This is a genomic window from Streptomyces sp. NBC_01508 (assembly GCF_045040315.1).
GTDB lineage: Bacteria > Actinomycetota > Actinomycetes > Streptomycetales > Streptomycetaceae > Streptomyces.
Genome location: NZ_CP109419.1, coordinates 3753732 through 3773580, shown reverse-complemented (window position 1 = coordinate 3773580; position 19849 = coordinate 3753732). Strand labels below are relative to the sequence as shown.

Below are 19849 nucleotides of genomic sequence, written 5' to 3'. Positions count from 1 at the left end.
GGCCGACCGGTCCCCGTCGTCACGCCCGCGGCGGCGGCGCGGCCTTGGGCCGTCAGTTCAGGGTCAGGAGCACTTCGTCGATCTCGCCGTCCCGGGCCCGCGCGTAGCCCGTGCCGTGGCCGGTGACGGCGAAGCCGCACTTCTCCAGTACCCGGATCGATCCCGCGTTGTCGGCCACGGCGTGGGCGTACAGCGGTCTGGTGGCGGCGAGATCGATCAGTGCCCGGAGCGCTGCCGTGGCGAGTCCCCGGCCCCAGCGCGCCCGGCCGATCCAGTACGTGACCTCGCGTTCGTCCGGGGGACCGTACACGGCGGCGTGGCCGGCCACCTCGTCGTCGGCGATCACGGTACGCACAACGACGTCGGGATCGGCCCGGATTCTCGACCAGTGGGCGTCGAAGTGCCCTTTGTCGTAGTGGTAGTTCCTGGTGACGGCCGCGACGTGGCGCGCGGCGGGGTCCGAGAGATGGTCCCAGAAGGCGGGCAGATCGCTGTCACGCACTTCGCGGAGACGGATCAACGGCGGTAACTCCTCGGGCTGGTGGAGAGGTGATCTTCGCAGGAGCGGCACATGGGGTCCGCATGGCCTCCCGGAGAGGTCGCTATGTTGTTCGCGCTCGATCCCGAGTGCGAAATCCGACAGGTCGTCGGCTTCCCGGCGGCGCAGTCAGCACAGAAAGATCGCGGATGGACTACTGCTCTACGTGCCGGCGGACGCTCAACGGGGTGTTCGTATGCCCCGGTTGTGGTGCCTACGCCCCCGACATCGCGCCCGCCGGCTCGCATCGCCACCACGCTCCGACGACGGCCGCGGTGATGTCGGCCGCGGTGATGCCGGAGATATCGCACACGCGGGAGTTCGACGCGTTCCCGGGGTTCCCGGAGTCGGAGCCGGAGGCCGATGTGCCGGTCGGTCCCACCACGCCCTCGGCGACGGGGCGTGCCGCCCGGCGGCGCCGGCTGGCGGACTGGAGGAAGCAGCGGCGCCGGGCCGTGGTCGCGTCGACCGTCGCGCTGGTCGGCGGCGGACTGACCCTCGCCTTCATGCCGTCGTCCCGGCCGTCCGTCAGCCACGCCCAGGCGTCCTCGGTACCGGACCCGTCGACGGCCCCGACCGCACCGTCGGCAGGCGGCGCGGACAGCGCGGACAGCGCCGACGGAGGCGCCAGCGGTACGGACGCCGAGCGGCCCCGTACCGGCGACCCCCGGCAGACCGGCAGCGGCACCCGCCCGTCCGGTGCCGCCGACTCGCCGGCCCCCGCGAAGAGGACGACGTCGCCGCAGACCCAGACGGGTGCCGCCGGCCCCGCCGAGGAGACGCGCCCGCAGTCGCCGACCGCCCCTGCGGCGCCCGAGACTCCGCCCACCGCCGAACAGCCAACACCCCAGCCGGACAAGCCCACTTCACCGGCACAGCCGCCCCCGCCGCCGCCCCCGAGCGCGGAGCCGCCGCAGGACGACTCGTCGGAGCTGTGCGTGCTCGTCCTGTGCGTGGGGCTCGACGCCGGCAGGTGAGCCCAGCGGCCCATGTGCTCAATCACGGCTACGGGCCGGTGGTGGCGAAGTCGACGTGAAGAGGCAGGTGGTCCGAGGGCTCGGTCAGCGACGGCAGCTCTCCTCCATCCCCTGTTCCAGGGTGGCCCCGAGGACGGCGCTCTGCGAGACCGCGTTGAAGACCACCGGCGAGGATCCAGGTGTCGTCCGGCGCCACGGCGTCCCGTTACGCGAGGAGTTCGAGCATCTGGCGGTGGCCGATGTGCTCGGCGGGCGGCGTTGACCTCGGTTGCCAGGCCAGATGGGTGTACGCGATGTGGAACGGCCTTTCAACGCCGTCCGGGCGTCGGTGACGCCGGAGGTAGGCCGAGCGGCAGAGCGTGGAGGCGGGCCGGTCCGTCCGCAGGGCTGCCGTGCGATCCGGGGACGATCGAGCGCGGACTGCGCCGCCTCAAGTCCCGGGGCAACGCGCCCGGCGGGCAGTACGGGCGCCGGCTGCTGCGCCACTTCGGCGTACCGCGGTCGCTTGAGGACACCGCGCGGTGACCGTGGTCAACCACCCTGCGGGGTTCGCGACGGGCTCCTTGGTGCCTGCGGAGGCGGCGGCGCGCAACCATGTGGACCGGACCGCGTCCTGGCCGCGGGTCTCCTGGCGGGTTTCGCGGGCGTCCTGTGGCTCGGGTTCGCTGCCGGCGTCGGCCTGAGCCTGTTCTCCGCCGGTGCGGTCACCGCTCACCCGCGCGCCCACGTCCTGTACGACATCGCCTTCCCCGGCCTGTACTTGCTGCTCGCCGTCGCCGCGACTGCCTACTTCGCAGGCCGGACATGACGCACATCGATGATATCCACGAAACTCTGGGCGACATTTCGGATGTCTGGCTCGGGATCGTGGGCTGCCAATGACCGCAACTTCGGAAGGTATTCCTTCCACGCGGAGTATGAGGATGCCCAGACGGCGCCCATGCGTACCAAGGGGTCGGCATTGTCGAATTCATCGGAAATGACCGAGAAGAATCGATCATCGAAATCCCCTGGGGATCCGAGACCTGCCAGGAGGAGCAGGTGCGACCGGACCCCTGAATCGGTGGCCCCGGTGACGCCGTCCAAGAGTTCCTTGTCGGTCCAGGCCCCGATGTAGGCCGAGGCCATGCTTGCCCACTCGGCGACTCCTTCGCGATCTTCGCCGGTCGTGACGGTGAAGCCCGCCTTCGAGTTCGCGTCTTCCAGGTAGTGCAACTCGACGTCATCGTTGATTCGCCAAACGATTTCCACGGTGGTCAGAGAGGATTCCGGTTCGCTGTGGCGTCGGGCTTCCGTTGGCCCCAGCCTTCCCGAGAGGAGGTCGATCGTGGCCTGCCTGGGGTTCTCGTTTCGAAGTACGATACGGGCGCTCTGGAATCGCACTGAGAATTCCTTGGTGTCTGTTCGGCGGGGTGTTGGCGGTGCCGTCGCGCGAGGGCGCGACCCTTGTCGTTCACGTGGCGTCGAAGCCGCGCGAGCCGAAGAGGGAACCGTGCCCGGATGGCCATCCCGACTGATCGAGGATCCGTGGCCCACCACCCTGGTCTCGAAAACTTGTTCGATCGATGCTCGGTCAAATAGGCTGCGGCGTATGGAAGTTGCACCGGGGGAACACCTACCGCACGACCGTCCCGACGGCGACGCCTCGTGGCTCGCCTACGGCGACGTCCTCACCGAACAGGGCGATGTCCGGGGCGAGTTGATCCGCATGGAGTGGCGCCACGCACGCTCGCGGCCCGCCGATCGCGAGGCCCTGCGGCGGGACGTCGACGCACTCGTGGCAGAGCATCGGCACCGCTGGGACGCCGAGTTGCCGGACGGGGTGACCGCCGTGACGCGCCGGTACGGGTTCGCCACGAAGGTCGCCGTCGACTGGTCCGACGACGCGCCCGCGCTGATCGAGCGCGCCCTGCGGGAGCGTTTCGTGACCGCGCTGTGTATCGCGCCGGCAGCCCAGGACGACGAGGACTACGAGGACTGGGAGGGGGAGCTCGATGAGGACGGCGAGCCGGCCCCGCCACCGCTCGTAGCGGCCGGCGCTCTCGCGGGACTTGATCTCAGCCGCCTCGTCGAGCTCGACCTCTCATACCTCCGCATCGGCGGGCCCGGCGCCGAGGCCCTCGCCGCGTCGCTCGCGACCGGGCGGATCCGGACTCTCGACCTGCGCTACTGCGCCATGGACGACGCCGGGCTGGCAGCCCTCGCCGCGTCCCCCGCCCTCGGCGGTCTCCGTCGCCTGCACCTCCAGCGCAACGCGCTCACGGCGCGGGGAATGTGCTCGCTGCACCGTTTCGAGCGGCTTGTCGAACTCGACCTGCGCTACAACGAGATCGGTGAGGAGGGCGTGGACGCCCTGCTCGCCGCACCCTTCATCGGCTCGGTCGAACGCCTTCTGCTGTACCGCGCCGATGTCTCCGACGCCGGAGCGAAGAAGCTCGCGCTCGACTCCCGGATCCCCGCCACGCTGCGCAGCTATTGGAGGAGCGTATGAGCGACCAACTCCGCGACCAACTCCGCGACGAATCCCGCGTCGAGCTCCGGGACCAGTTCTTCACCCTGTCGGCCGGCCAGGCTCCCGCCGACGAGGTCGCCCACTACCGCGCCCAAGTCAACGCCACCGAGACCGAGTTCGCCGCGACCATCGACGGACTCGCGATCTCCTGGCACCCGACCGCGCGCCACAAGTCGGTGCGCTTCGTCGAAGCGGAGCTGATCGACGCCGACGTACGGGAGTTGTTCGCCCGGCCCAGCGAGGACGCGCCGTACCTGGCCGCCGTCTTCGTCGACCCGCGTGAGCTGTCGTTCCGTACGTACGAGAACATCCTGCCGCTCGACCGGCTGTTCACCGGTGTGCCCCTGGACCTCGAACTCACCGAACGCGCTGAACTCGCCGCAGGTGTCCACGCGTTCGCGCTGCGGCTCCCGGCCGACGCCCGCGCGAGCCTTGAGCGCCTGGACACGCTGAACCTCTACGTCCCGCCGCTCAACGCCGTCTCGCGCGGCGGCGAGCGCTACATCTTCCACTCGGCGCTGCTCGCGGACGCGCTCACCGGGGCGATGGCACAGGCGCTGCCGGAGCCGCTGCGCGACGGCTTCTCGCACGTGAACCCCGTCTTCCGGTGCAACCGCTTCGAGCCCGACGACACCAACTTCCACCGCCACCGCGACACGCCCTACTACGACGCGGGACGCCGGCACATCTCCCGCTACACGGTCCTGCTCTACCTCACCGGCGGCTCGGCCGAACCCGCCCTCGACCTCACCCCGGTCGCCTCTCTCACCGAGATCGACGCCTTCACCTGCGTCGTCTTCGACCAGCGGTACGAGCACGAGGGCGCACCGTACGCCGACGGCCGCAAGGTCTTCCTCCGTACGGAACTCGTCTTCGCCGCACCGAAGACCGAATTTACGCAGGATCCCGAGATCGGTGAACTGTTCAGCAAGGCCTGCTATTTGACGGGCGAGAGCGTCTTCGCCCCCGAACTCGCCCGCCACGCCGACGCGTACTACAACCAGGTCGCCGCCGCACACTGGAACGGTCTCGTCCCCCGTACCGACAGCGAGCCCTACGTCCACAAGGACTTCCGTGGCGTGCGATTCGTCGCGAACGGCTACGACTTCTGGTTCGCCAAGAGCGACAAACTCTCGCTCACCGAATGCGCGACGATCGCGCTGCTCGACTACTTCAACTGCAAGATCGGTGACTCGGCGTTCCGCGCGCTCTGCGACACGGAGGTGATCGAGGCGGACAACACCGACTGGATTCCCGCCCATCTCCGGGACAGGCCCAGCGATTCGGCCGTCGCACCGATCGACAAGTCTCTCTTCTTCCCCGATCCGGAAGACCCTCACGACGACGACATGTGCTGCCCGTTCCACCGCTCGGAGAGTTTCGACGCCACACGTCACGACGAGATCATCGGGCTGTACGAGGACGCCCAGACCGCCTCGAAGGCGCACATCATGCCGGCACCGGTCGTGATGCTCGGCGAGGACGTGCTCCTCGATCCCGACAAGTTCGTGATCCGGGGGAACTCCATCCATGTGCTCGGCAAGAAGTCACTGACACCCGTGAACTTCGCCGCTTGCTGGAACTGGGGCGGCTTTCCCGACATGTACATCGACGTCGAGTCGACTGTCGGGGTGGCGGACTTCGTCGTCCCGCCGATCCTCTTCACCGAGTCCGACGACTGCTACCACCTTCAGTTCGACTTCTTCCGCAACTCCTGGATGGTGGAGCACGAGCAGATGAACATCCCCGTGCCCAAGATCTACGACGGGGTTCGCGATGACGACGACGATGACGCGAACTTCCAGGACGAGATGGAGTACGTCCTCGCCGAGCGGGACAGAGCGTAGTAGGGGTGTAGGGGTATCGGACCTTGCCCGGTGGCCCGGTGGCCCGGTGACCAACGGCTGACGTTCCGGCGCGCTCGGACCCGGCCCCCCCGGGCGGGTGGGGCGGGTTGCGGAGGGGAGGCCACCGGTTGGGGTCAAGGGCCTTCGGGTTACGGGTCTGTCCCAGCGGGTGGTGGCCGGGGGCCGGGGCGGAACGGTGACGGGAACCACCGCCCCGGCCCGCCGGAGGCGGCCCCTGGGGCGGGGTGTGCCCGGTGGTGGTGTGTGTCGTGGCCCGCTGTGCGTGTAACAGGGATGTATTAGGCGGCGGTTGGTCGGAACGCCGCGCCGGGCGGGGCGGCTCTAGGTGATCAGAAACGCTCGCTCGTACCCACTCGTACCGAGCAGCCGGCCCCCACAACCGATGCCGAGGAAGAAACAATGCGCGTTCGCAAGCTCACCTTCGCCGCCCTGGCCGTTGCCGCGACCCTCTCGCTCACGGCCTGCAATGACGAAGACCTCACAGGGCAGGGCGACCCGTCGTCCACGTCCACCGGGTCCTCCTCGTCCGACGATTCGGGCTCGGGCGGTTCGGACGAGAACGGCGGGTCCGACTCCGCCTCGAAGGACGCGGCCGCCGGGGCCGGCGGGGTGGCCAAGTGCCGCACCGACGATCTCGACATCACCGCGGCGGACGCCACCGTCGGAGGCGACAGCGAGGGCACCGTCGCGGTGGAGTTCAAGAACGGCGGCGGCCAGGACTGCGCGCTGGCCGCGTACGCGGGCGTCGACCTGGAGACCGACTCGGGCACCATCTCCGCGGAGCGCACCGGCGAGAAGGCGGACACGACCACCCTCAAGGCCGGGGAGTCGATCTTCTTCGGCGTCAACTACCCGATGAACGACTCGGGCGGCTCCGGTACCAGCGTCACGTCGCTGGTCGTGACCCCGCCGAACGAGACGAAGTCGTTCTCGCTGGAGTGGCCGGGCGCCGGGACCCTGCCCGTCACGGAGGCCGGCGGCTCCCCGGTGAAGGTCGGCCCGATGGGCAGCGCCGGTCAGGGCGAGGGCTGATCCGGGGGTTGACCCGTACGCCCCGGAGTCTCGACGGCGTTGGCGTTGGCGCTGAGCAGAGCCCCGATCCGGGTGTGCGGGGCCGTTCGGACCGAGTCAGGGGTCAGGGACGCGCGGGGGCGTCGCCAGGCGGAGTAGGTACGTGGCCAGTTCCTCCGGGGTCGAGCCGCCGATGGTGACCAGGGTGGCGTGGGCGCCGTCCGACGCGTGGACGCCGAGGTTACGGGGGATCAGGTGCAGCGCCTGGTCCAGGGGCAGCGCGACCCGGACCGTGGTGTGGAGCGGGTAGCCGCTGGTGAGCATGCGGGACACCAGCAGCGCGGCGTCCGGCGGGTCGGCGAGGTCGGTCAGCCGGCCGGTCGGACGGGCCTCGGTGACGCGGTCGGCGCGGAAGGTACGCCACTGGCCCCGCGCGACGTCCAGGGCGACCAGGTACCAGCGGTGGCCCGTACGCACCAGGCGGTGCGGGTCGACGTCCCGGACCGTGGCCCGGTCCAGCCGGTCGCGGTAGGCCGGCCGGACGCGCTCACCTCGTCGGCAGGCGGTGGCCAGTTCCAGCAACGCCCCGGGGAGACCGTGCGTTCGTCGGACCTCGGGGTGTGCACGAACGCCGCGTCCAGTTCGGCCAGCCGGTCCGCGATGTGCGCGTCCCGTGGCGCCGCCGCCGATGTAGAGCACGGCGAACGCTAGCCCGATCGAACCGACCGCCGAGCCGGTCCACGACAGCATCCGCGCCGCGAAATGCAGCCGGTACGGACGGACCGCGAGCGGGGCAACGACGGCCCGCAGTTGAGCGGCCCGTCCCACGTGCGGCACCTTGCTATTCGGCCCAGGTGAGGAACGCCGTCCAGGCGGTTGGGGCGATGGTGAAGGTGGGGCTCTCGTGGAGCTTGGAGTCGCGGACGTGGACGGCGTGGGGGCAGGTGGCTACCTCTACGCAATTGCCGCCGCTGTCGCTGCTGTAGCTGGACTTGTGCCAGTCGAAGGCGATCTCGACGCAGTTGCCGCCGCTGGCGTTGCTGTAGCTCGACTTGAACCACCGCAAGGTGCTGGTCATTCCTGTTCTCCTGCCAACCGCTCGATGAGGCCCAGCGATTCACGAGGACCCAGGGCCTGTGATCGGATTTTCGCATAGCGCTGGGTGTAGGTGCTGACCTTTGCCGGGTCGGAGATCAGCAGGCTCTCTTCCTGGGCTTCCAGGTAGACCAGACGGTCGTGCTCCGGAGTCTCGATCAGATCCATCTCGCCGTGCCCGCCCGCGTACTCGCCGCTCAGGCCGCAGTCCAGCGGGAGCACCTGGAGCGTCACGTTACGGCGCTTCGCGCACTCCGCCAAATGCGAAAGCTGGTCACGCATGATCTCCGCGTCACCGATCGTGCGGCGCAGTACCGACTCCTCCAGGATCAGCTCGATCAACGCCACCGGCTCCCGGTCGAACAGCTTCTTCCGCGCCATCCGCGCTTCGACCAGCTCCTCCACCCGCTGTTCCGGCAGCGGAGGATAGCCGCCGCCGATCAGCGCACGCGCGTACGCCTCCGTCTGGAACAGGCCGTGCACCACCAGCGTCGCGTACAGGCACAGGCCCACCGCCTTCTGCTCCAGCAGCACGTAGTTCTTGAACTGCGCCGGGTACTTGTCCAGCCGGAGGTAGTCCCGCGCGTGTTCGAAGATGCCCAGCTCATCGCCCAGCACCCGGCCCAGCGCCACCAGCATCTGATCGCTCGCCGGCTGCGCGCAGGTCTCCATCGCGCTGATGGCCGCCGCCGAGAAGCCCGTTTCGGCGCCGAGTTCTTCCTGTGTCATCCCTTTCTGTAGACGCATCATGCGGGCGATGTGCGCCACCAATCGCGTCGCCGGGCCTGCCGATTCCTTGTTCTCTGCTCGCGCCATTGCGATCACCGTTTCGACTCGACCGGACTCAACCGGTCACAACTGATCCTCGCTGAATTCGACCTCACGTAACGGGAGTTCTTGCAGGTCAACCGGTATCTGACGGCTCCCGTCACACCATGGGAAACGCTAGCGGTGATTACGCAGAATGTCCGCGTGAATACACAGAATGAGCGTCTATGCGTCGACTGGCTACCCAAGACGGGATTCCAACTCCGCAAAGCGGGCGTGAGATTCGACGCCGTACGCGTCGACGGGGCCGACGGGCGACGGCTCGCCGACATGATGGACTCGATCACGGCGGGCGACCCCGGGCCCATCGCCACCGAGTCGAACCGGTGCCGGGCGGTGTACTTCTATCTGCCGGCCGGGAGCACGGCGCACCGGGTCTGGGCGCCGGGTGTGACGCGGTTCAACTCGGTCAGTGGGACGGTGAGTTACGTACCGGTGCCCGCGCTCGGTGGGGAGACGTGGCCCCTGTTCTGGTACTGCCCGCCCTCGGACTCCGAGCGTTTCGTCCATCCGGTGATCCTGCGCAACGCCGCTGCCGCGCTGTTCGGTCACCCGATGTCGTTCGGCGAGGAGGGGGGTCACTGAGATTCGGGGCGGGTCCGACTTGGGTCCGCGGTGGGTCCGCAGGCCCTTCGAATTGGGTCTGTCGCGTACGTACCGTCCCGATATTGTTCGGCCTCACGCTGCTGGGCGGCGTCGACGTGCTGAACTCGCTGCTGGAGCTGGGCAGTCGTGTCACCCCGACGCTCGGTCTGGCGGCGCTGTACGCGATGGTGCCGGGGATCGCCGCAGTGATCCTGGCGCGGCGCCTGTGGACCGGCGGGAAGGCGGCCTGGTTCGCGTTGATCGGGCGGCTCGGCGTCCGACCGGGAACTCCCGGTCGGACGCCGCATTTCGTGCGTGTGCGTGTGCGTGCGTGCGGGGCTCGGTGGATCAGTAGGCGTAGCTGGTGTTTCCGCCGAGCGACGCGGCGACGTTCTCGATCGCCGGCTTGGTGTTGAGGGTGGAGACGGCCTCGACGCGTGCCGTGGTCGTACGGTCGCCGAGCTGGCCCTCGCTGTTGTGGCCCCACGCGAAGACGTCCTCGCCGAAGACGGCGATGCCGTGCTGGGCGCCCGCCGCGATCTGCTGGGCGCCTTCGAGGCGGGGGATCTCGACGGGGGTGGTGCGGTTGGTGCGCGGGGCCTTGGTGTCGGACTGGACCTCGGTCTGGAGGAGCTGGTTGTGCTGGTTGTTGCCCCAGCCCCAGACCTGGCCCTCGTCGGTGATGGCGTAGTTGTGGTTGGCGCCGGCCTCGATGTCGGTGACGTCGGTGATCCAGTCGACGTCGACCGGGACGACGGCGGACCTCGTGGAGGAGTCGCCGAGCTGGCCGGAGGCGTTCTGGCCCCAGGACTTGACGGTCTTGTCGGCGGTCAGGGCCAGCGCGTGGTGGCAGCCGGCGTCGATGTCGGTGACGTTCTCCAGGCCCTCGACCTCGCGGGGCGTGGAGACGGTGGCGCGGGTGCCGTTGCCGAGGGCGCCGTAGACGCCGCGGCCCCACGCGTACACCTTGCCGTCCTCCGTCAGCGCGAGGCTGAAGTCGCAGCCTGCGGAGACCTGCTTGACCTTGGGCAGGCCCGAGATCCGGTCGGGGACGGTGCGGGTGTCGCCGGTGCGGTTGTTGCCGAGCTGCCCGTAGGTGTTGTCGCCCCACGAGAAGACCTGCCCGTTCTCGTCCATCGCCAGCGCGTGCTCGCCGCCGGCGGCGACCTCCTTGATGTCGAGCAGGCGCTGCACGGTGGTGGGGACGCTCTGGCTCGCGCGGCTGCCGTTGCCGAGCTGGCCGGAGGCGTTGTGGCCCCACGACTTGACGCTCTCGTCGGTCAGCGCGAGCGCGAAGGAGTCCGACGAGGCGGTGCCGCCGGCCGAGATCCGGTCGACGTCGCCGCGCAGCAGGGACTTGACGGGGACCGGGGCGGAGCTGTCCTTGCTGGTGCCGTTGCCGAGCTGACCGGTACGGCCGGCGCCCCAGCTCAGTACGGACGGGTTGTCCTGGCCGGGCGCGGCGACGGCGGTCAGCGGGGTGAGTGCGAGACCGGCGGTCAGGGCGGCGGTCAGGAGTGCGCGACTACGGCGCATGGGGGGTGTCCTCTCAGGATGCTGTGGCCCCGTCCTCGCGGGACCGCACCTGATCATCGGTACGTCCTCGGGCCGCCCCCTGAGGCGCGACCGGCCGCACACCCGGATGGTCCCGAACAGCGACCCGAACGGCGTGCGCGTGCGCGCCGTGTGCCGTCGGCCGGGCTTCTGCTGCCTTCAGACGCCGGGCGGGCCTCTGCTGCTCTCAATCGCCGGGCGGGCTGGATTTGGCCGGGCGGGTTCGAGGGTGCCGGGTTCGTCCGACGGGTGGTTTGTCCTCAAACGCTGGTGAAGCAGCCGGGTTGGTGAAGGTCAGATCGGCGAAGCGGGTGGCCATGCGGCGGTGGGTGGTCGCGTCGGGGTGGAGGTCGTCCGGGAGCGGGAGGTCCGCGTGGTCCGCCTCGCCGTACAGCTCGCGGCCGTCCAGGTACCGCAGGTTCGGGTCCTCGGGCGACCGTTGCCGCACGATCGCGGCCAGCTCGTCCCGGACGACGTTCAGCGTCAGCTTTCCGCTCGCGCGCTCCGCCGGGTCGCCCGCCGCCAGGAACCTCAGCCGGCCGTCGGCCATGCCGGAGAAGTCCGGGGCGCTCGGACCCGGGGTGTCCTCGTGGATCGGGCACAGGATCGGCGAGACGACCAGCAGCGGTGTCGTGGGGTGGCCCTCGCGGATGGCGTCGAGGAAGCCGTGCACGGCGGGCGTGAAGGCGCGCAGGCGCATCAGGTCGGCGTTGACCAGGTTGATGCCGATCTTGACGCTGATCAGGTCGGCCGGGGTGTCCCGCATCGTACGGGCGGTGAACGGGTCGAGCAGCGCGCCGCCGCCCAGGCTCAGGTTGATCAGCTCCACGCCGCCGAGCCTGGCGGCGAGCGCCGGCCAGGTCGTGCTGGGGCTCGCGGCGGTGGACCCCTGGCTGATCGAGCTGCCGTGGTGCAGCCACACCGGGCGGCCCCGGTCCGGTACGGGCTCGACCGGGGCGTCGGTGCGCAGGGCGACGAGTTCGGTGGTCTCGTTGTGCGGCAGCCAGATCTCGACGTCCTTCTCGCCGGCCGGCAGGTCGCCGAAGCGGAGGGTGCCGGGCGGTCCTGGGCGGTGTTCGGCGGTCCCGGCGGTCATGTCGATGGTGCGGGTGTTGCCGCCCGTCACCTCGGCCCGGCCGGCCGGGCGGCCGTCGACCAGCAGGTCGTACGCGCCTCCGGGGCGGGGCGGGGCGCCCACGTAGACCGACTTGGTGGGCAGTGCGTCCAGTTCGACGGTGGTGGCCCGGGTGCGGAAGACGAGCCGTACGCCGGAGGGCTGGGCCTCCGCCATCGCCAACTGCGGGTCGGCGCACTGCGCGCGGGCCCACGCGGGCAGCCGGTGCGGCAGGACGCCGTGCGCGGTCTGCTCCAGTTCGACGGCGCCGCGCAGGATGGCCGTGGTGATGGGGGTGGTGGTCAAGGGAGGGTGTTCGGTGCTCATGGTGTCTGCCTATACGTCGTCTGTGGGCGGCCAGGTTTGCAGCAGCGCGTCGAGGCGGTCCACGATCCACACCCACGTTTCCTCCGAGCCGGGTGTGCTGTGGCTGAAGCCGCCCGCCGTCTCCAGGCTGATGTAGCCGTGGAAGACACTGCCCAGGAGGCGTACGGCGTGGGTCTGGTCCGGCTCCGTCAGGTCGTAACCGCGCAGGATCGCCCGCGTCATCTGCGGGTGCCGGGGGCCGGCGCTCGACGCCGCCGTCTCCGGGGTGAGCGTCATCCGGGCCGCGGTGTAGCGGCCGGGGTGCTCGCGGGCGTAGTCGCGGTAGACGTTCGCGAAGGCGGCCAGGGCGTCCTTGCCCGCGCGCCCGGCGAGTGCCGTGGCGACCCGGTCGGCCATCTCCTCCAGGGAGAGCAGGGCGATCCGGGTCTTGAGGTCCTGGGAACTCTTCAGGTGCGAGTACAGACTCGCGACCTTGACGTCGAACTGCCTGGCGAGGGCGGAGACGGTGACCTGGTCGAAGCCGACCTCGTCGGCCAGCTCGGCTCCCGCCCGGACGAGGCGGTCGGTGGTCAGTCCCGCACGGGGTGACATGGCCCTCCGTTCGTAAGCCTTGATGTCTGATGTCGGATGTCTGGTGCCTGGTGCCTGGTGTCTGCCAGCTGATGCCTGAAGTGATTATGCATTTACCTATAGATTGTAGGCAAGTCCATAATCGCTTCAGGCATCAGGCCGGCCGGCTCAGCCCGGCTGCCTCAGGTGGATGACCTTGTGCTCCTTGCCGTCGATCCGCGTCGTCCCCGTCCGCGTCTGCTCGAACGTGCCGCCGCGCGGGATCAGCACCTCCGATTCGCGCCCCCGGTAGCGGGACAGCGGGTCGATGTTCCGGCTGCGGTCCGTCTCGATCTCCAGCAGTACGTTCTTCCCCTGGGCCTCGCGATCGTCTCGGCGGGCATGAACGTGCCGCGGAGGAAAGTGCCCCGAGCCGGCGGCAGATGGCTCAGCGCCCTGTCCATTCCCTCGACACGGTCGTTGATCTGGCCGCGGCGATCGCCCGGGATCGGGCGTCCGCGCGGGAAGTTGTTCATGTCCAGTGCCCACGGGCCGGTGTAGTCGGCGACGGCGAGCGCGTCGTCCGGTGTCAGCTCCTCGGTGAGCGGGTTACGGCCGGCGAGGTCGGCGACCTCCTGCGGCCGAGCGACGGATCCACATGCTCCGCAGGCTATGAGGAACCCGTGCTTCCGGCCGAGGGGCCAGGGGCCGGCCCCCACGGGCGGGCCCAACCGGGCCTGTTGCCGGAGCCGTTGTCAGACCTGTCTGCGACCGTGGGGAGATGGATGAGACGAACGCACAGGTCGAGCCGCAGGTCGGGTTGCAGATCACCATCGACTGCGCCGACCCGGGACGACTCGTGGCCTTCTGGACCGAAGCGCTCGGCTACGTGGCGGAGCCACCGCCGGGCGGGCATGCCTCCTGGCGGGAGTACTGGACCGGCAGAGGGCTGCCGGAGGACGGTGAGACCCCGCAGTCGATCGTCTCTCCGAGGGGAGTGGGGCCCAGGGTGTGGTTCCAGCAGGTGTCGGAGAGCAAGGTCGTGAAGAACCGGGTGCATCTGGATCTGCAGGTGGGTGGCGGGCGCGAAGTGCCGTTGGCCGTACGGAAGGAGCGGATCACCGCGAAGGCGGACCGGCTGAAGGCCGCAGGGGGGCAAGGCAGTATTACGCATTGTCACGCCCACCGAAACGGCCCAATGAGCCATGCGAGTCTTTTGCCTCCCTGCCGATCTGGAGCGGGAGGAGAGGGGAGTACCCCCTGGTCGGGCTGCGCCCTATGTCCGAATTGACTTCGCATTAGCGGCAGCGCAACCGCCCGGTTGCCGTTTCGCGGTCTCTCGGTTGTGACACTGCGTGCACAGCGGGAGACCCCCTATGACTGGCAAGGGGGTTGGCCTGGTGGTGTGTTCAGTTGATGCGGGAGCGGTACGACGCGTGCTCCTCATCGAACGCGACGAGGATCTGGAGGCGGATCCGGACGAGAATCCGGAGAGGGCCATCTCGTACCTCCGCCGCGCGGCCGAGGGCGGGCACGTGGAAGCGCGGACTATGCTTGCCGGTCAGCTCTCCGGATGTTCCGGCTGTTCCGGCTGAAGAGGGTGATCCCGCACAGCCGGAGCGGGCGAACAGCCCGTCCGGCGATTGAGAGACGCCCACTGGCCGCCGGGTGAGGGTCAGCCGCCCTTCGTGTACGTCACCGACTCGCCGTCCGCCGTCGTCACGCGGCGCAGGCGGCCGTCCGGGAGGATCGTCAACTCCGTTGCCGCGCCCGGGGTGCACGAGGACATCGGCCTGCCCGTCGTGATCGTGGACGGGCCGATCCTCAGGGGTTGGCCGGCGGAGCCCGGCGTGGCGCCGAGCGGTGCCTCGAAGACGCAGTGGTACGTCCCGCCGTCGTCGGTCGGGCCGTCCGCCGTCAGTACGAGGACGGTGTCGCCCACCTCGCCCTGCCGGATGGAGAGTTCGCGTGTGCTGACCCCCGCCGCGCCGTTGATGGTGCCGGACCAGGCACCCAGGTACTTCTTGGGTATGTCGCCCGCGCCGGCGGACTCGGTGGGCGACGGGGAGGGGGAGGGGGACGGGGACTCGGTGGCCGGTGGCGCGTCCTCGGAGGGGGTGTTGTCGTCCGGTGACGAATCGGTGGCGGACGACTTGTCCGCCTGGTTATTCGACGACTCCTTCTTCTCGCTGCCGCTGTCCATGAACGCGTACACCGAACCGCCCGCGCCCAGCGCCACGACCAGCGCGACGGCGATCAGCGCGACCGTGCCGCGGGCGCTGCGGCGCGGCTCGGACTGCGGGACGGGGGCCGGGCCGTACGCGGGAGTGGGATTGGGACCGTACGGCGAGGGGTGGCCGTATCCGGCGGGCGGCGGGCCGTACGGGGGTGTGGCGCCCCACGGGGGGAGCGGGGGCTGGCCGGGCTGGGGGTAGCCGTACTGCGCGGGCGGCGGGGGTGGTTGCTGATGGTGCGGGTAGCCGTAGGGCTGGGGGTGGGGCTGCGGGGGTTGGGGCGCCTGTTGGGGAGCCTGCTGCGGGGGCGCCTCCGGGGGTGGCGTGCTGATCATCGTCGCCATGCCGTGCACCCTGTTCCCGCCGCCCTCGCCGGGGTCACCGGGCGGGGGCGGGCCGGCAGGCTCCGCAGCCGCCTTGGCAGCCGACTCCGAAGCCGCCACCTCCGGCTGCGCGAACGCCAGCGCCGTACGCGCGCCGGGCTCCTCGTGGTCCAGCAACTGCACCGCGTCGCTGCCCAGTTGGGCGAGCAGCCCGCCGGGCAGCCAGGGCTCGTCGTCGTCCGGTTCGCCCACCCGGGCCAGGATCTGCGCCGGGGTCGGGCGGTCCGCCGGGTCCTTCTTCAGGCAGTCGGCCACCAACTCCCGCAGCCCCTCCGGGAGTTCGGACAGCTCCGGTTCCTCCTGCGCGATCCGGAACATCAGCACGTGCACCGCGGTGTCGGCCGTGCCGAACGGAAGCCGCCCCGTCGCCGCGTACGCCAGCACCGAGCCCAGGCAGAACACGTCGCACGCGGGCGTGATCGGGGCGCCGCGCACCTGCTCGGGCGCCATGAAGCCGGGCGATCCGACGAGCCCGCCGGTCCGGGTCAGCCCGGCGTCGGTGACCGTCTCCAGCGCGCGGGCGATGCCGAAGTCGATGACCTTCGGGCCCTCGATGGTGACGAGGACGTTGGACGGCTTGAGGTCGCGGTGGATCAACCCGGCGCTGTGGATGTCCTCCAGGGCGTGGGCGAGCCCCGAGCCGAGTATCCGTACCGAGCGCGCGGGCAGCGGCCCGTGCGGCCCCGAGACGACGTCCTGGAGCGCGGGCCCGGCCACGTACCCCGTCGCGACCCACGGCACCGGGGCCTCCGTGTTCGCGTCGAGGACCGGCGCCGTCCACGCGCCGCCGACCCGCCGGGCCGCGGCGACCTCCAGCCGGAACCTGTTCCGGAACTCGTCCTGTTCGGCGAGTTCCTTGCGTACGAGCTTCACCGCGACCGTACGGCCCCGGTCCGAGCGCGCCAGATAGACCTGGCCCATGCCCCCCGCGCCGAGGCGTGCCAGCAGCCGGTAGGCGCCGATGCGTTGTGGATCTCCTGCGGTCAGCTTCTCCATGGCCGTACGGCCCTCCCCCAAGATGCCCATGCCCGAGCCCAACGGGCCGAGGATAGTGCCGCATTCGGCGCGCTGCGCGAATAGGAGCAAGAACCGACCCGGCCGATGCCCGCCGTCGGCCTCACGACGACGCGCGAAGACGCGCGACAACGCGCGGTGACGCGGGACAGTGCGCGAACCCGAACGAATCCCTGTGCAAGGAGACTGACTTGAGCGTCGATCCGGTTCCCGGGGGAGACGCCGCCCCGCAGCGCGCTCGTCCCGGCTACTTCGGGTCGCGGTTGAACTGCGATGTGGACCAGCGGTGGCCGAGCGCGATCAGGCCGACGCACCAGGAGACCGCGATCCAGGTGAGCGCCAGGGCGAACAGCGTGATCAGCCCGAACGCGTGGTCGCGTCAGGAGGCGCTGCGCAGCGCCTGCACCGCGCGGGCGAGCTGGTCATCGGCGCTCGCGGTGTTGAGGGCCGAGCTGAGGACGTCGGCGTACGTGGCGCGGGCATCCTGGTAGCGCTTGCGGCCCTCGTCGGTGATGACGGCGAACACGCCGCGCCTGTCGTCGGCGCAGTTGTCCTTGTAGGCGTAGCCGGCGCTGTCCAGCCGCCCCACCAGGCGGGTCACCGAGCTCTGACCCAGGCCGATGCGGTCCGCGAGCTCCTGCATCCGGCATTCGCCCTTCTCGGCCTGGGCGAGGACCTCCAGGGCCCGGTACTCGGAGAGGCCGACGCCGTAGCGGCGCTGAAGGGTGTGCGCGAGCTGACGCTCCACGAAGGCGTGCAGGTCGAGAACGGCCTCCCACATGGTCTGGTCGGAGGCGGCGCGCGGTTGCTGGTGGATCGTCATGGAACGGCTCCCCTTCTCGACTGCGATGAACAACAATATACATGCCCATGCAATCATCTGAGGGGTGCTACGACTGCGACAAGGGGCTCCGGCCGGTATCTACTTGCAGAGGCAAGCATGGTCAACGGGCAGTGCCCTCCAGGGTGCGGTAGGCGTAGGCGGCCGAGACGAGCGTCATGTGCCGGTGCCAGCCGGGGAAGGAGCGGCCCTCGAAGTCGAGGAGGCCGAAGTCCTCGCCCATGCGGCGGATCGCGGCCTGCGCCCCCTGGGGCGAACGGGCCAGCTCCAGCAGTTCGGCCGGGTGGCGGTCGGTGATGTTCGTCAGCCAGATCCGGTCCGGGCGCCCGCTGCGCGCGTCCCACTCGGCCATCAGCCTGCCCGCCCCGTGAGTGTGCTCGCCGTCCGGGCGCAGCCCGCGCACCGGGGTGTCGTACGAGATGACCTGGCGGCCCGCCCCCGCCGGGTGCCGTACGCCCCGGCGCACCAGCAGGGCACGCGCCGACTCCCGTTCGCCGGGGGGCAGTTCCGGCCCGGCGAGGGTGGTCTGGCCCGGGATGGCGAGGACGAAGGTGTGCCCGCTGCCCTGTAGTCGCTGTGCCAGCGGCGTGACGTCGCACAGGGCCGTCAGGTCGGCCACCACCGGCGCCGTCCGCCCGTCCGACCACGACGTCATCTCCTGGACCAGGCGCAGGGTGTGGGCCCACAGCGGCTGGGCCTCCGTCGTCGCGGGGATCTTCGCCCGGTCGCGTACCGCCTCGTCGCGGGTGAACCGAGGGGGCAGGAAGAGCCGCCAGTCGACCGGGATGTGCGCCTGCCCCGCGTCCAGGAACAGGCCGAGGCCCAGCTGACAGTTGACGGTGCGCCCGGACTCCGGCAGGAAGCGCCGGTGCACCCCGGCCGAGCAGCTGCCGCGCTTGGGCAGCACCGCCGGCGCCAGCGTCCAGGATCGTACGGGCAGCGACCGGGCGGCCCAGCGGGCCAGCTCGCCGCGCGCCGGGGTCCACTCCCACGGGCTGGCGTTGACGAACTGATGCAGCGACGCCGACGCCGCCTCCGAGCCGGTCACGACGGCCGCCATCCGGCGCACGGTCTTCTTCCCGTCCGTGCGTAGCAGCCCCTGGAGGTACACATGGCCCCAACGCTGCTGGTCGGAGCGGTGCAAGTGGCCGAACAGGAGCCGGGACAGGTCGCCCGGCGGTCGGCCCGTCGCTATGTGGGGCGTCTCGTGCGTCGTCGTCACTGCAGGTCCCTCCCAGGTGGGCGTCGCTGTGCAGACTAACAAATAAAGAGAATGTTCGTTATGTTTTCCTGGGGGGTGAGTGTGACTGCTTGACGAGGTCCAGGGAGACGGGTTCCGGCCGCCCCGTTCCGACTGTGGCTCAGGCGGTCCGCGGCGCCCTCACCACCGCGCCCGCCACCTCGTCCAGGATTCGCGCGTCCGGGCCGCCCGTGGTCAGCCGGCCGCGGAGCCAGGCGGCCCCGGCCCGGGCCTGCGGCCAGGCCCGGTAGGCGATTCCGCCGGGACCCCGGTGGCCGAAGGCGCCGAACAGCGGATCCGGTTCCTCGGCCCAGAGGTTCCGCGCCTGATCGAGGGTGCGCCGCGACAGCAGCAGCGGCTCCTCGCCCGGGGGCCGTACGGCGTCCGAGGCCAGGACGGCCTGGAGCCGGGCCAGACCGCGGGCCGACGCGTACGCGCCCAGCGAGGGGACGACCACGCGCCCGAAGAAAACCGCCCCGCTGCCGTCCGCCCCGCTGCCGTCCGCCCTGCCGTCCGGCGCCGGGAAGCGGGCGCGGAAGTCCGCGTCGTACGAGAGACGGGCGATGTGCGGCAGTTGGTCGGGTACGAGGCCGAAGTGGATGTCGAGGCCCAGCGGGCCCGCGATCTCCTCCAGGAAGAACAGGTCGAGATCGCGGCCGTCGACCCGGCGGATCACCTCTGCGGCGATGCACCCGGCGGTCCGCCCGGCGGTCCGCCCGGCGGGCCACGGCCCGTGCGGCACGCCCGGGAGGCGGGCGGTGAACGTCAGCACGTCCCGCAGCGTCAACGCGTCCTCGCCGCGCGTCGCGAACTCCGGCCAGTAGTCGGCGACGGGCCGGTCCAGTGCGAGCGCGCCCATGTCGGCGAGCAGCAGGACCGCCGTGGCCAGGATTCCGTGGGAGCCCGTCAGGACCGGTTCGAGGGTGTCGCCGGTCCACGGCGTCCCGGTGACCGGGTCGGCGGTGCCGTGCCACAGGTCGACGACCAGTTCACCGTCCTGTACGACCGCCAGCGCGGCTCCCTGGGAAGCGGGCGGACCCGAGTCCCGGCAGGCCCGTTCGAAGGAGTGGCGCACGGAGGCGAACCCCGGCGCCGTGGTTCCGTGGACGCCGGTCGGCGCCACCCGCGGCCGTGGCCGGGGCCGGGGGAGGGTCTGCCGTACCAGAGAGGTAGTCATGT

At 70.6% G+C, this 19849-nt stretch carries 21 protein-coding genes; 9 read left to right on the top strand and 12 right to left on the bottom strand.

Annotated features, from left to right (window positions below):
* Positions 1-52: 52 nt before the first annotated feature.
* Positions 53-520 carry a GNAT family N-acetyltransferase gene (locus OG700_RS17280; RefSeq protein ID WP_405614497.1) on the bottom strand — a complete coding sequence of 156 codons (468 nt, stop codon included), beginning with the start codon at positions 518-520 and terminating at the stop codon, positions 53-55.
* Positions 521-726: 206 nt separating this feature from the next.
* On the opposite strand from OG700_RS17280, the gene OG700_RS17275 reads away from it, so the two are divergent.
* From OG700_RS17275 to OG700_RS17265, 3 genes are all read left to right on the top strand, one after another.
* A complete protein-coding gene (locus OG700_RS17275; protein ID WP_405614495.1) occupies positions 727-1515 on the top strand; it encodes a hypothetical protein in 789 nt (262 codons plus the stop codon).
* A gap of 55 nt (positions 1516-1570) precedes the next feature.
* Positions 1571-1777 carry a hypothetical protein gene (locus OG700_RS17270; protein WP_405614493.1) on the top strand — a complete coding sequence of 69 codons (207 nt, stop codon included), beginning with the start codon at positions 1571-1573 and terminating at the stop codon, positions 1775-1777.
* A gap of 243 nt (positions 1778-2020) precedes the next feature.
* Positions 2021-2323, top strand: a complete 303-nt coding sequence (locus tag OG700_RS17265) for a DoxX family protein (protein WP_405614491.1) — start codon at positions 2021-2023, stop codon at positions 2321-2323.
* Here the strand turns inward: OG700_RS17265 and OG700_RS17260 are convergent.
* On the bottom strand, positions 2302-2898 hold the full coding sequence (locus tag OG700_RS17260; protein WP_405614489.1) for a HEAT repeat domain-containing protein: 597 nt from the start codon (positions 2896-2898) through the stop codon (positions 2302-2304). The genes OG700_RS17265 and OG700_RS17260 overlap by 22 nt on opposite strands.
* A gap of 208 nt (positions 2899-3106) precedes the next feature.
* On the opposite strand from OG700_RS17260, the gene OG700_RS17255 reads away from it, so the two are divergent.
* From OG700_RS17255 to OG700_RS17245, 3 genes are all read left to right on the top strand, one after another.
* Complete coding sequence (locus OG700_RS17255) at positions 3107-4006, top strand: hypothetical protein (RefSeq protein ID WP_405614487.1); 900 nt, start codon at positions 3107-3109, stop codon at positions 4004-4006.
* Positions 4003-5874, top strand: a complete 1872-nt coding sequence (locus tag OG700_RS17250) for a hypothetical protein (protein WP_405614485.1) — start codon at positions 4003-4005, stop codon at positions 5872-5874. Before OG700_RS17255 ends, OG700_RS17250 begins: the two co-directional genes overlap by 4 nt.
* Before the next feature lie 420 nt (positions 5875-6294).
* Positions 6295-6927 carry a DUF4232 domain-containing protein gene (locus OG700_RS17245; RefSeq protein WP_405614483.1) on the top strand — a complete coding sequence of 211 codons (633 nt, stop codon included), beginning with the start codon at positions 6295-6297 and terminating at the stop codon, positions 6925-6927.
* Positions 6928-7023: 96 nt separating this feature from the next.
* Here OG700_RS17245 and OG700_RS17240 read toward each other — a convergent pair whose 3' ends face one another.
* The 3 genes from OG700_RS17240 to OG700_RS17230 are packed head-to-tail and all read right to left on the bottom strand — an operon-like array spanning position 7024 to position 8817.
* Positions 7024-7734 carry a WYL domain-containing protein gene (locus OG700_RS17240; protein ID WP_405614481.1) on the bottom strand — a complete coding sequence of 237 codons (711 nt, stop codon included), beginning with the start codon at positions 7732-7734 and terminating at the stop codon, positions 7024-7026.
* Positions 7735-7747: 13 nt separating this feature from the next.
* Complete coding sequence (locus OG700_RS17235; protein WP_405614479.1) at positions 7748-7984, bottom strand: DUF397 domain-containing protein; 237 nt, start codon at positions 7982-7984, stop codon at positions 7748-7750.
* Positions 7981-8817 carry a helix-turn-helix domain-containing protein gene (locus tag OG700_RS17230; RefSeq protein WP_405614477.1) on the bottom strand — a complete coding sequence of 279 codons (837 nt, stop codon included), beginning with the start codon at positions 8815-8817 and terminating at the stop codon, positions 7981-7983. The genes OG700_RS17235 and OG700_RS17230 overlap by 4 nt, the downstream gene beginning before the upstream one ends.
* A 156-nt stretch (positions 8818-8973) precedes the next feature.
* Here OG700_RS17230 and OG700_RS17225 point away from each other — a divergent pair, with 156 nt between their 5' ends.
* Complete coding sequence (locus OG700_RS17225; RefSeq protein WP_405614475.1) at positions 8974-9414, top strand: hypothetical protein; 441 nt, start codon at positions 8974-8976, stop codon at positions 9412-9414.
* Positions 9415-9762: 348 nt separating this feature from the next.
* Here OG700_RS17225 and OG700_RS17220 read toward each other — a convergent pair whose 3' ends face one another.
* From OG700_RS17220 to OG700_RS17210, 3 genes are all read right to left on the bottom strand, one after another.
* Positions 9763-10950 carry an RCC1 domain-containing protein gene (locus tag OG700_RS17220; protein ID WP_405614473.1) on the bottom strand — a complete coding sequence of 396 codons (1188 nt, stop codon included), beginning with the start codon at positions 10948-10950 and terminating at the stop codon, positions 9763-9765.
* Positions 10951-11155: 205 nt separating this feature from the next.
* Complete coding sequence (locus OG700_RS17215; protein WP_405614471.1) at positions 11156-12409, bottom strand: GDSL-type esterase/lipase family protein; 1254 nt, start codon at positions 12407-12409, stop codon at positions 11156-11158.
* Positions 12410-12418: 9 nt separating this feature from the next.
* Positions 12419-13000 (bottom strand): TetR/AcrR family transcriptional regulator, encoded by a 582-nt coding sequence (locus OG700_RS17210; RefSeq protein WP_405614469.1) that lies wholly within the window; start codon positions 12998-13000, stop codon positions 12419-12421.
* A 739-nt stretch (positions 13001-13739) separates the two neighbouring features.
* Here OG700_RS17210 and OG700_RS17205 point away from each other — a divergent pair.
* Positions 13740-14249, top strand: coding sequence for a VOC family protein (locus OG700_RS17205; protein WP_405614467.1), 510 nt, complete (start codon positions 13740-13742; stop codon positions 14247-14249).
* 145 nt (positions 14250-14394) lie between these two features.
* Positions 14395-14553, top strand: coding sequence for a hypothetical protein (locus OG700_RS17200; RefSeq protein ID WP_405614465.1), 159 nt, complete (start codon positions 14395-14397; stop codon positions 14551-14553).
* Positions 14554-14633: 80 nt separating this feature from the next.
* Here OG700_RS17200 and OG700_RS17195 read toward each other — a convergent pair whose 3' ends face one another.
* The 4 genes from OG700_RS17195 to OG700_RS17180 form a co-directional block, all read right to left on the bottom strand.
* Positions 14634-16571 (bottom strand): serine/threonine-protein kinase, encoded by a 1938-nt coding sequence (locus OG700_RS17195; RefSeq protein WP_405621771.1) that lies wholly within the window; start codon positions 16569-16571, stop codon positions 14634-14636.
* 397 nt (positions 16572-16968) lie between these two features.
* Positions 16969-17412 (bottom strand): MarR family winged helix-turn-helix transcriptional regulator, encoded by a 444-nt coding sequence (locus tag OG700_RS17190; RefSeq protein ID WP_405614463.1) that lies wholly within the window; start codon positions 17410-17412, stop codon positions 16969-16971.
* A 121-nt stretch (positions 17413-17533) separates the two neighbouring features.
* The gene (locus OG700_RS17185) at positions 17534-18652 is read right to left on the bottom strand and encodes an IS701 family transposase (protein WP_405614461.1); all 1119 of its coding nucleotides are present in this window, start codon (positions 18650-18652) and stop codon (positions 17534-17536) included.
* A gap of 139 nt (positions 18653-18791) precedes the next feature.
* Positions 18792-19847, bottom strand: coding sequence for a serine hydrolase domain-containing protein (locus OG700_RS17180; protein ID WP_405614459.1), 1056 nt, complete (start codon positions 19845-19847; stop codon positions 18792-18794).
* Positions 19848-19849 lie beyond the last annotated feature (2 nt).

Excerpts from the sequence above, each read along its gene's own strand:
- OG700_RS17215 (WP_405614471.1), bottom strand. The coding sequence starts at position 12,409 with ATGAGCACCGAACACCCTCCCTTGACCACCACCCCCATCACCACGGCC.
- OG700_RS17220 (WP_405614473.1), bottom strand. The coding sequence starts at position 10,950 with ATGCGCCGTAGTCGCGCACTCCTGACCGCCGCCCTGACCGCCGGTCTC.
- OG700_RS17205 (WP_405614467.1), top strand. The coding sequence starts at position 13,740 with ATGGATGAGACGAACGCACAGGTCGAGCCGCAGGTCGGGTTGCAGATC.
- OG700_RS17195 (WP_405621771.1), bottom strand. The coding sequence starts at position 16,571 with ATGGAGAAGCTGACCGCAGGAGATCCACAACGCATCGGCGCCTACCGG.
- OG700_RS17230 (WP_405614477.1), bottom strand. The coding sequence starts at position 8,817 with ATGGCGCGAGCAGAGAACAAGGAATCGGCAGGCCCGGCGACGCGATTG.
- OG700_RS17190 (WP_405614463.1), bottom strand. The coding sequence starts at position 17,412 with ATGACGATCCACCAGCAACCGCGCGCCGCCTCCGACCAGACCATGTGG.
- OG700_RS17210 (WP_405614469.1), bottom strand. The coding sequence starts at position 13,000 with ATGTCACCCCGTGCGGGACTGACCACCGACCGCCTCGTCCGGGCGGGA.
- OG700_RS17180 (WP_405614459.1), bottom strand. The coding sequence starts at position 19,847 with ATGACTACCTCTCTGGTACGGCAGACCCTCCCCCGGCCCCGGCCACGG.
- OG700_RS17235 (WP_405614479.1), bottom strand. The coding sequence starts at position 7,984 with ATGACCAGCACCTTGCGGTGGTTCAAGTCGAGCTACAGCAACGCCAGC.
- OG700_RS17245 (WP_405614483.1), top strand. The coding sequence starts at position 6,295 with ATGCGCGTTCGCAAGCTCACCTTCGCCGCCCTGGCCGTTGCCGCGACC.
- OG700_RS17250 (WP_405614485.1), top strand. The coding sequence starts at position 4,003 with ATGAGCGACCAACTCCGCGACCAACTCCGCGACGAATCCCGCGTCGAG.
- OG700_RS17255 (WP_405614487.1), top strand. The coding sequence starts at position 3,107 with ATGGAAGTTGCACCGGGGGAACACCTACCGCACGACCGTCCCGACGGC.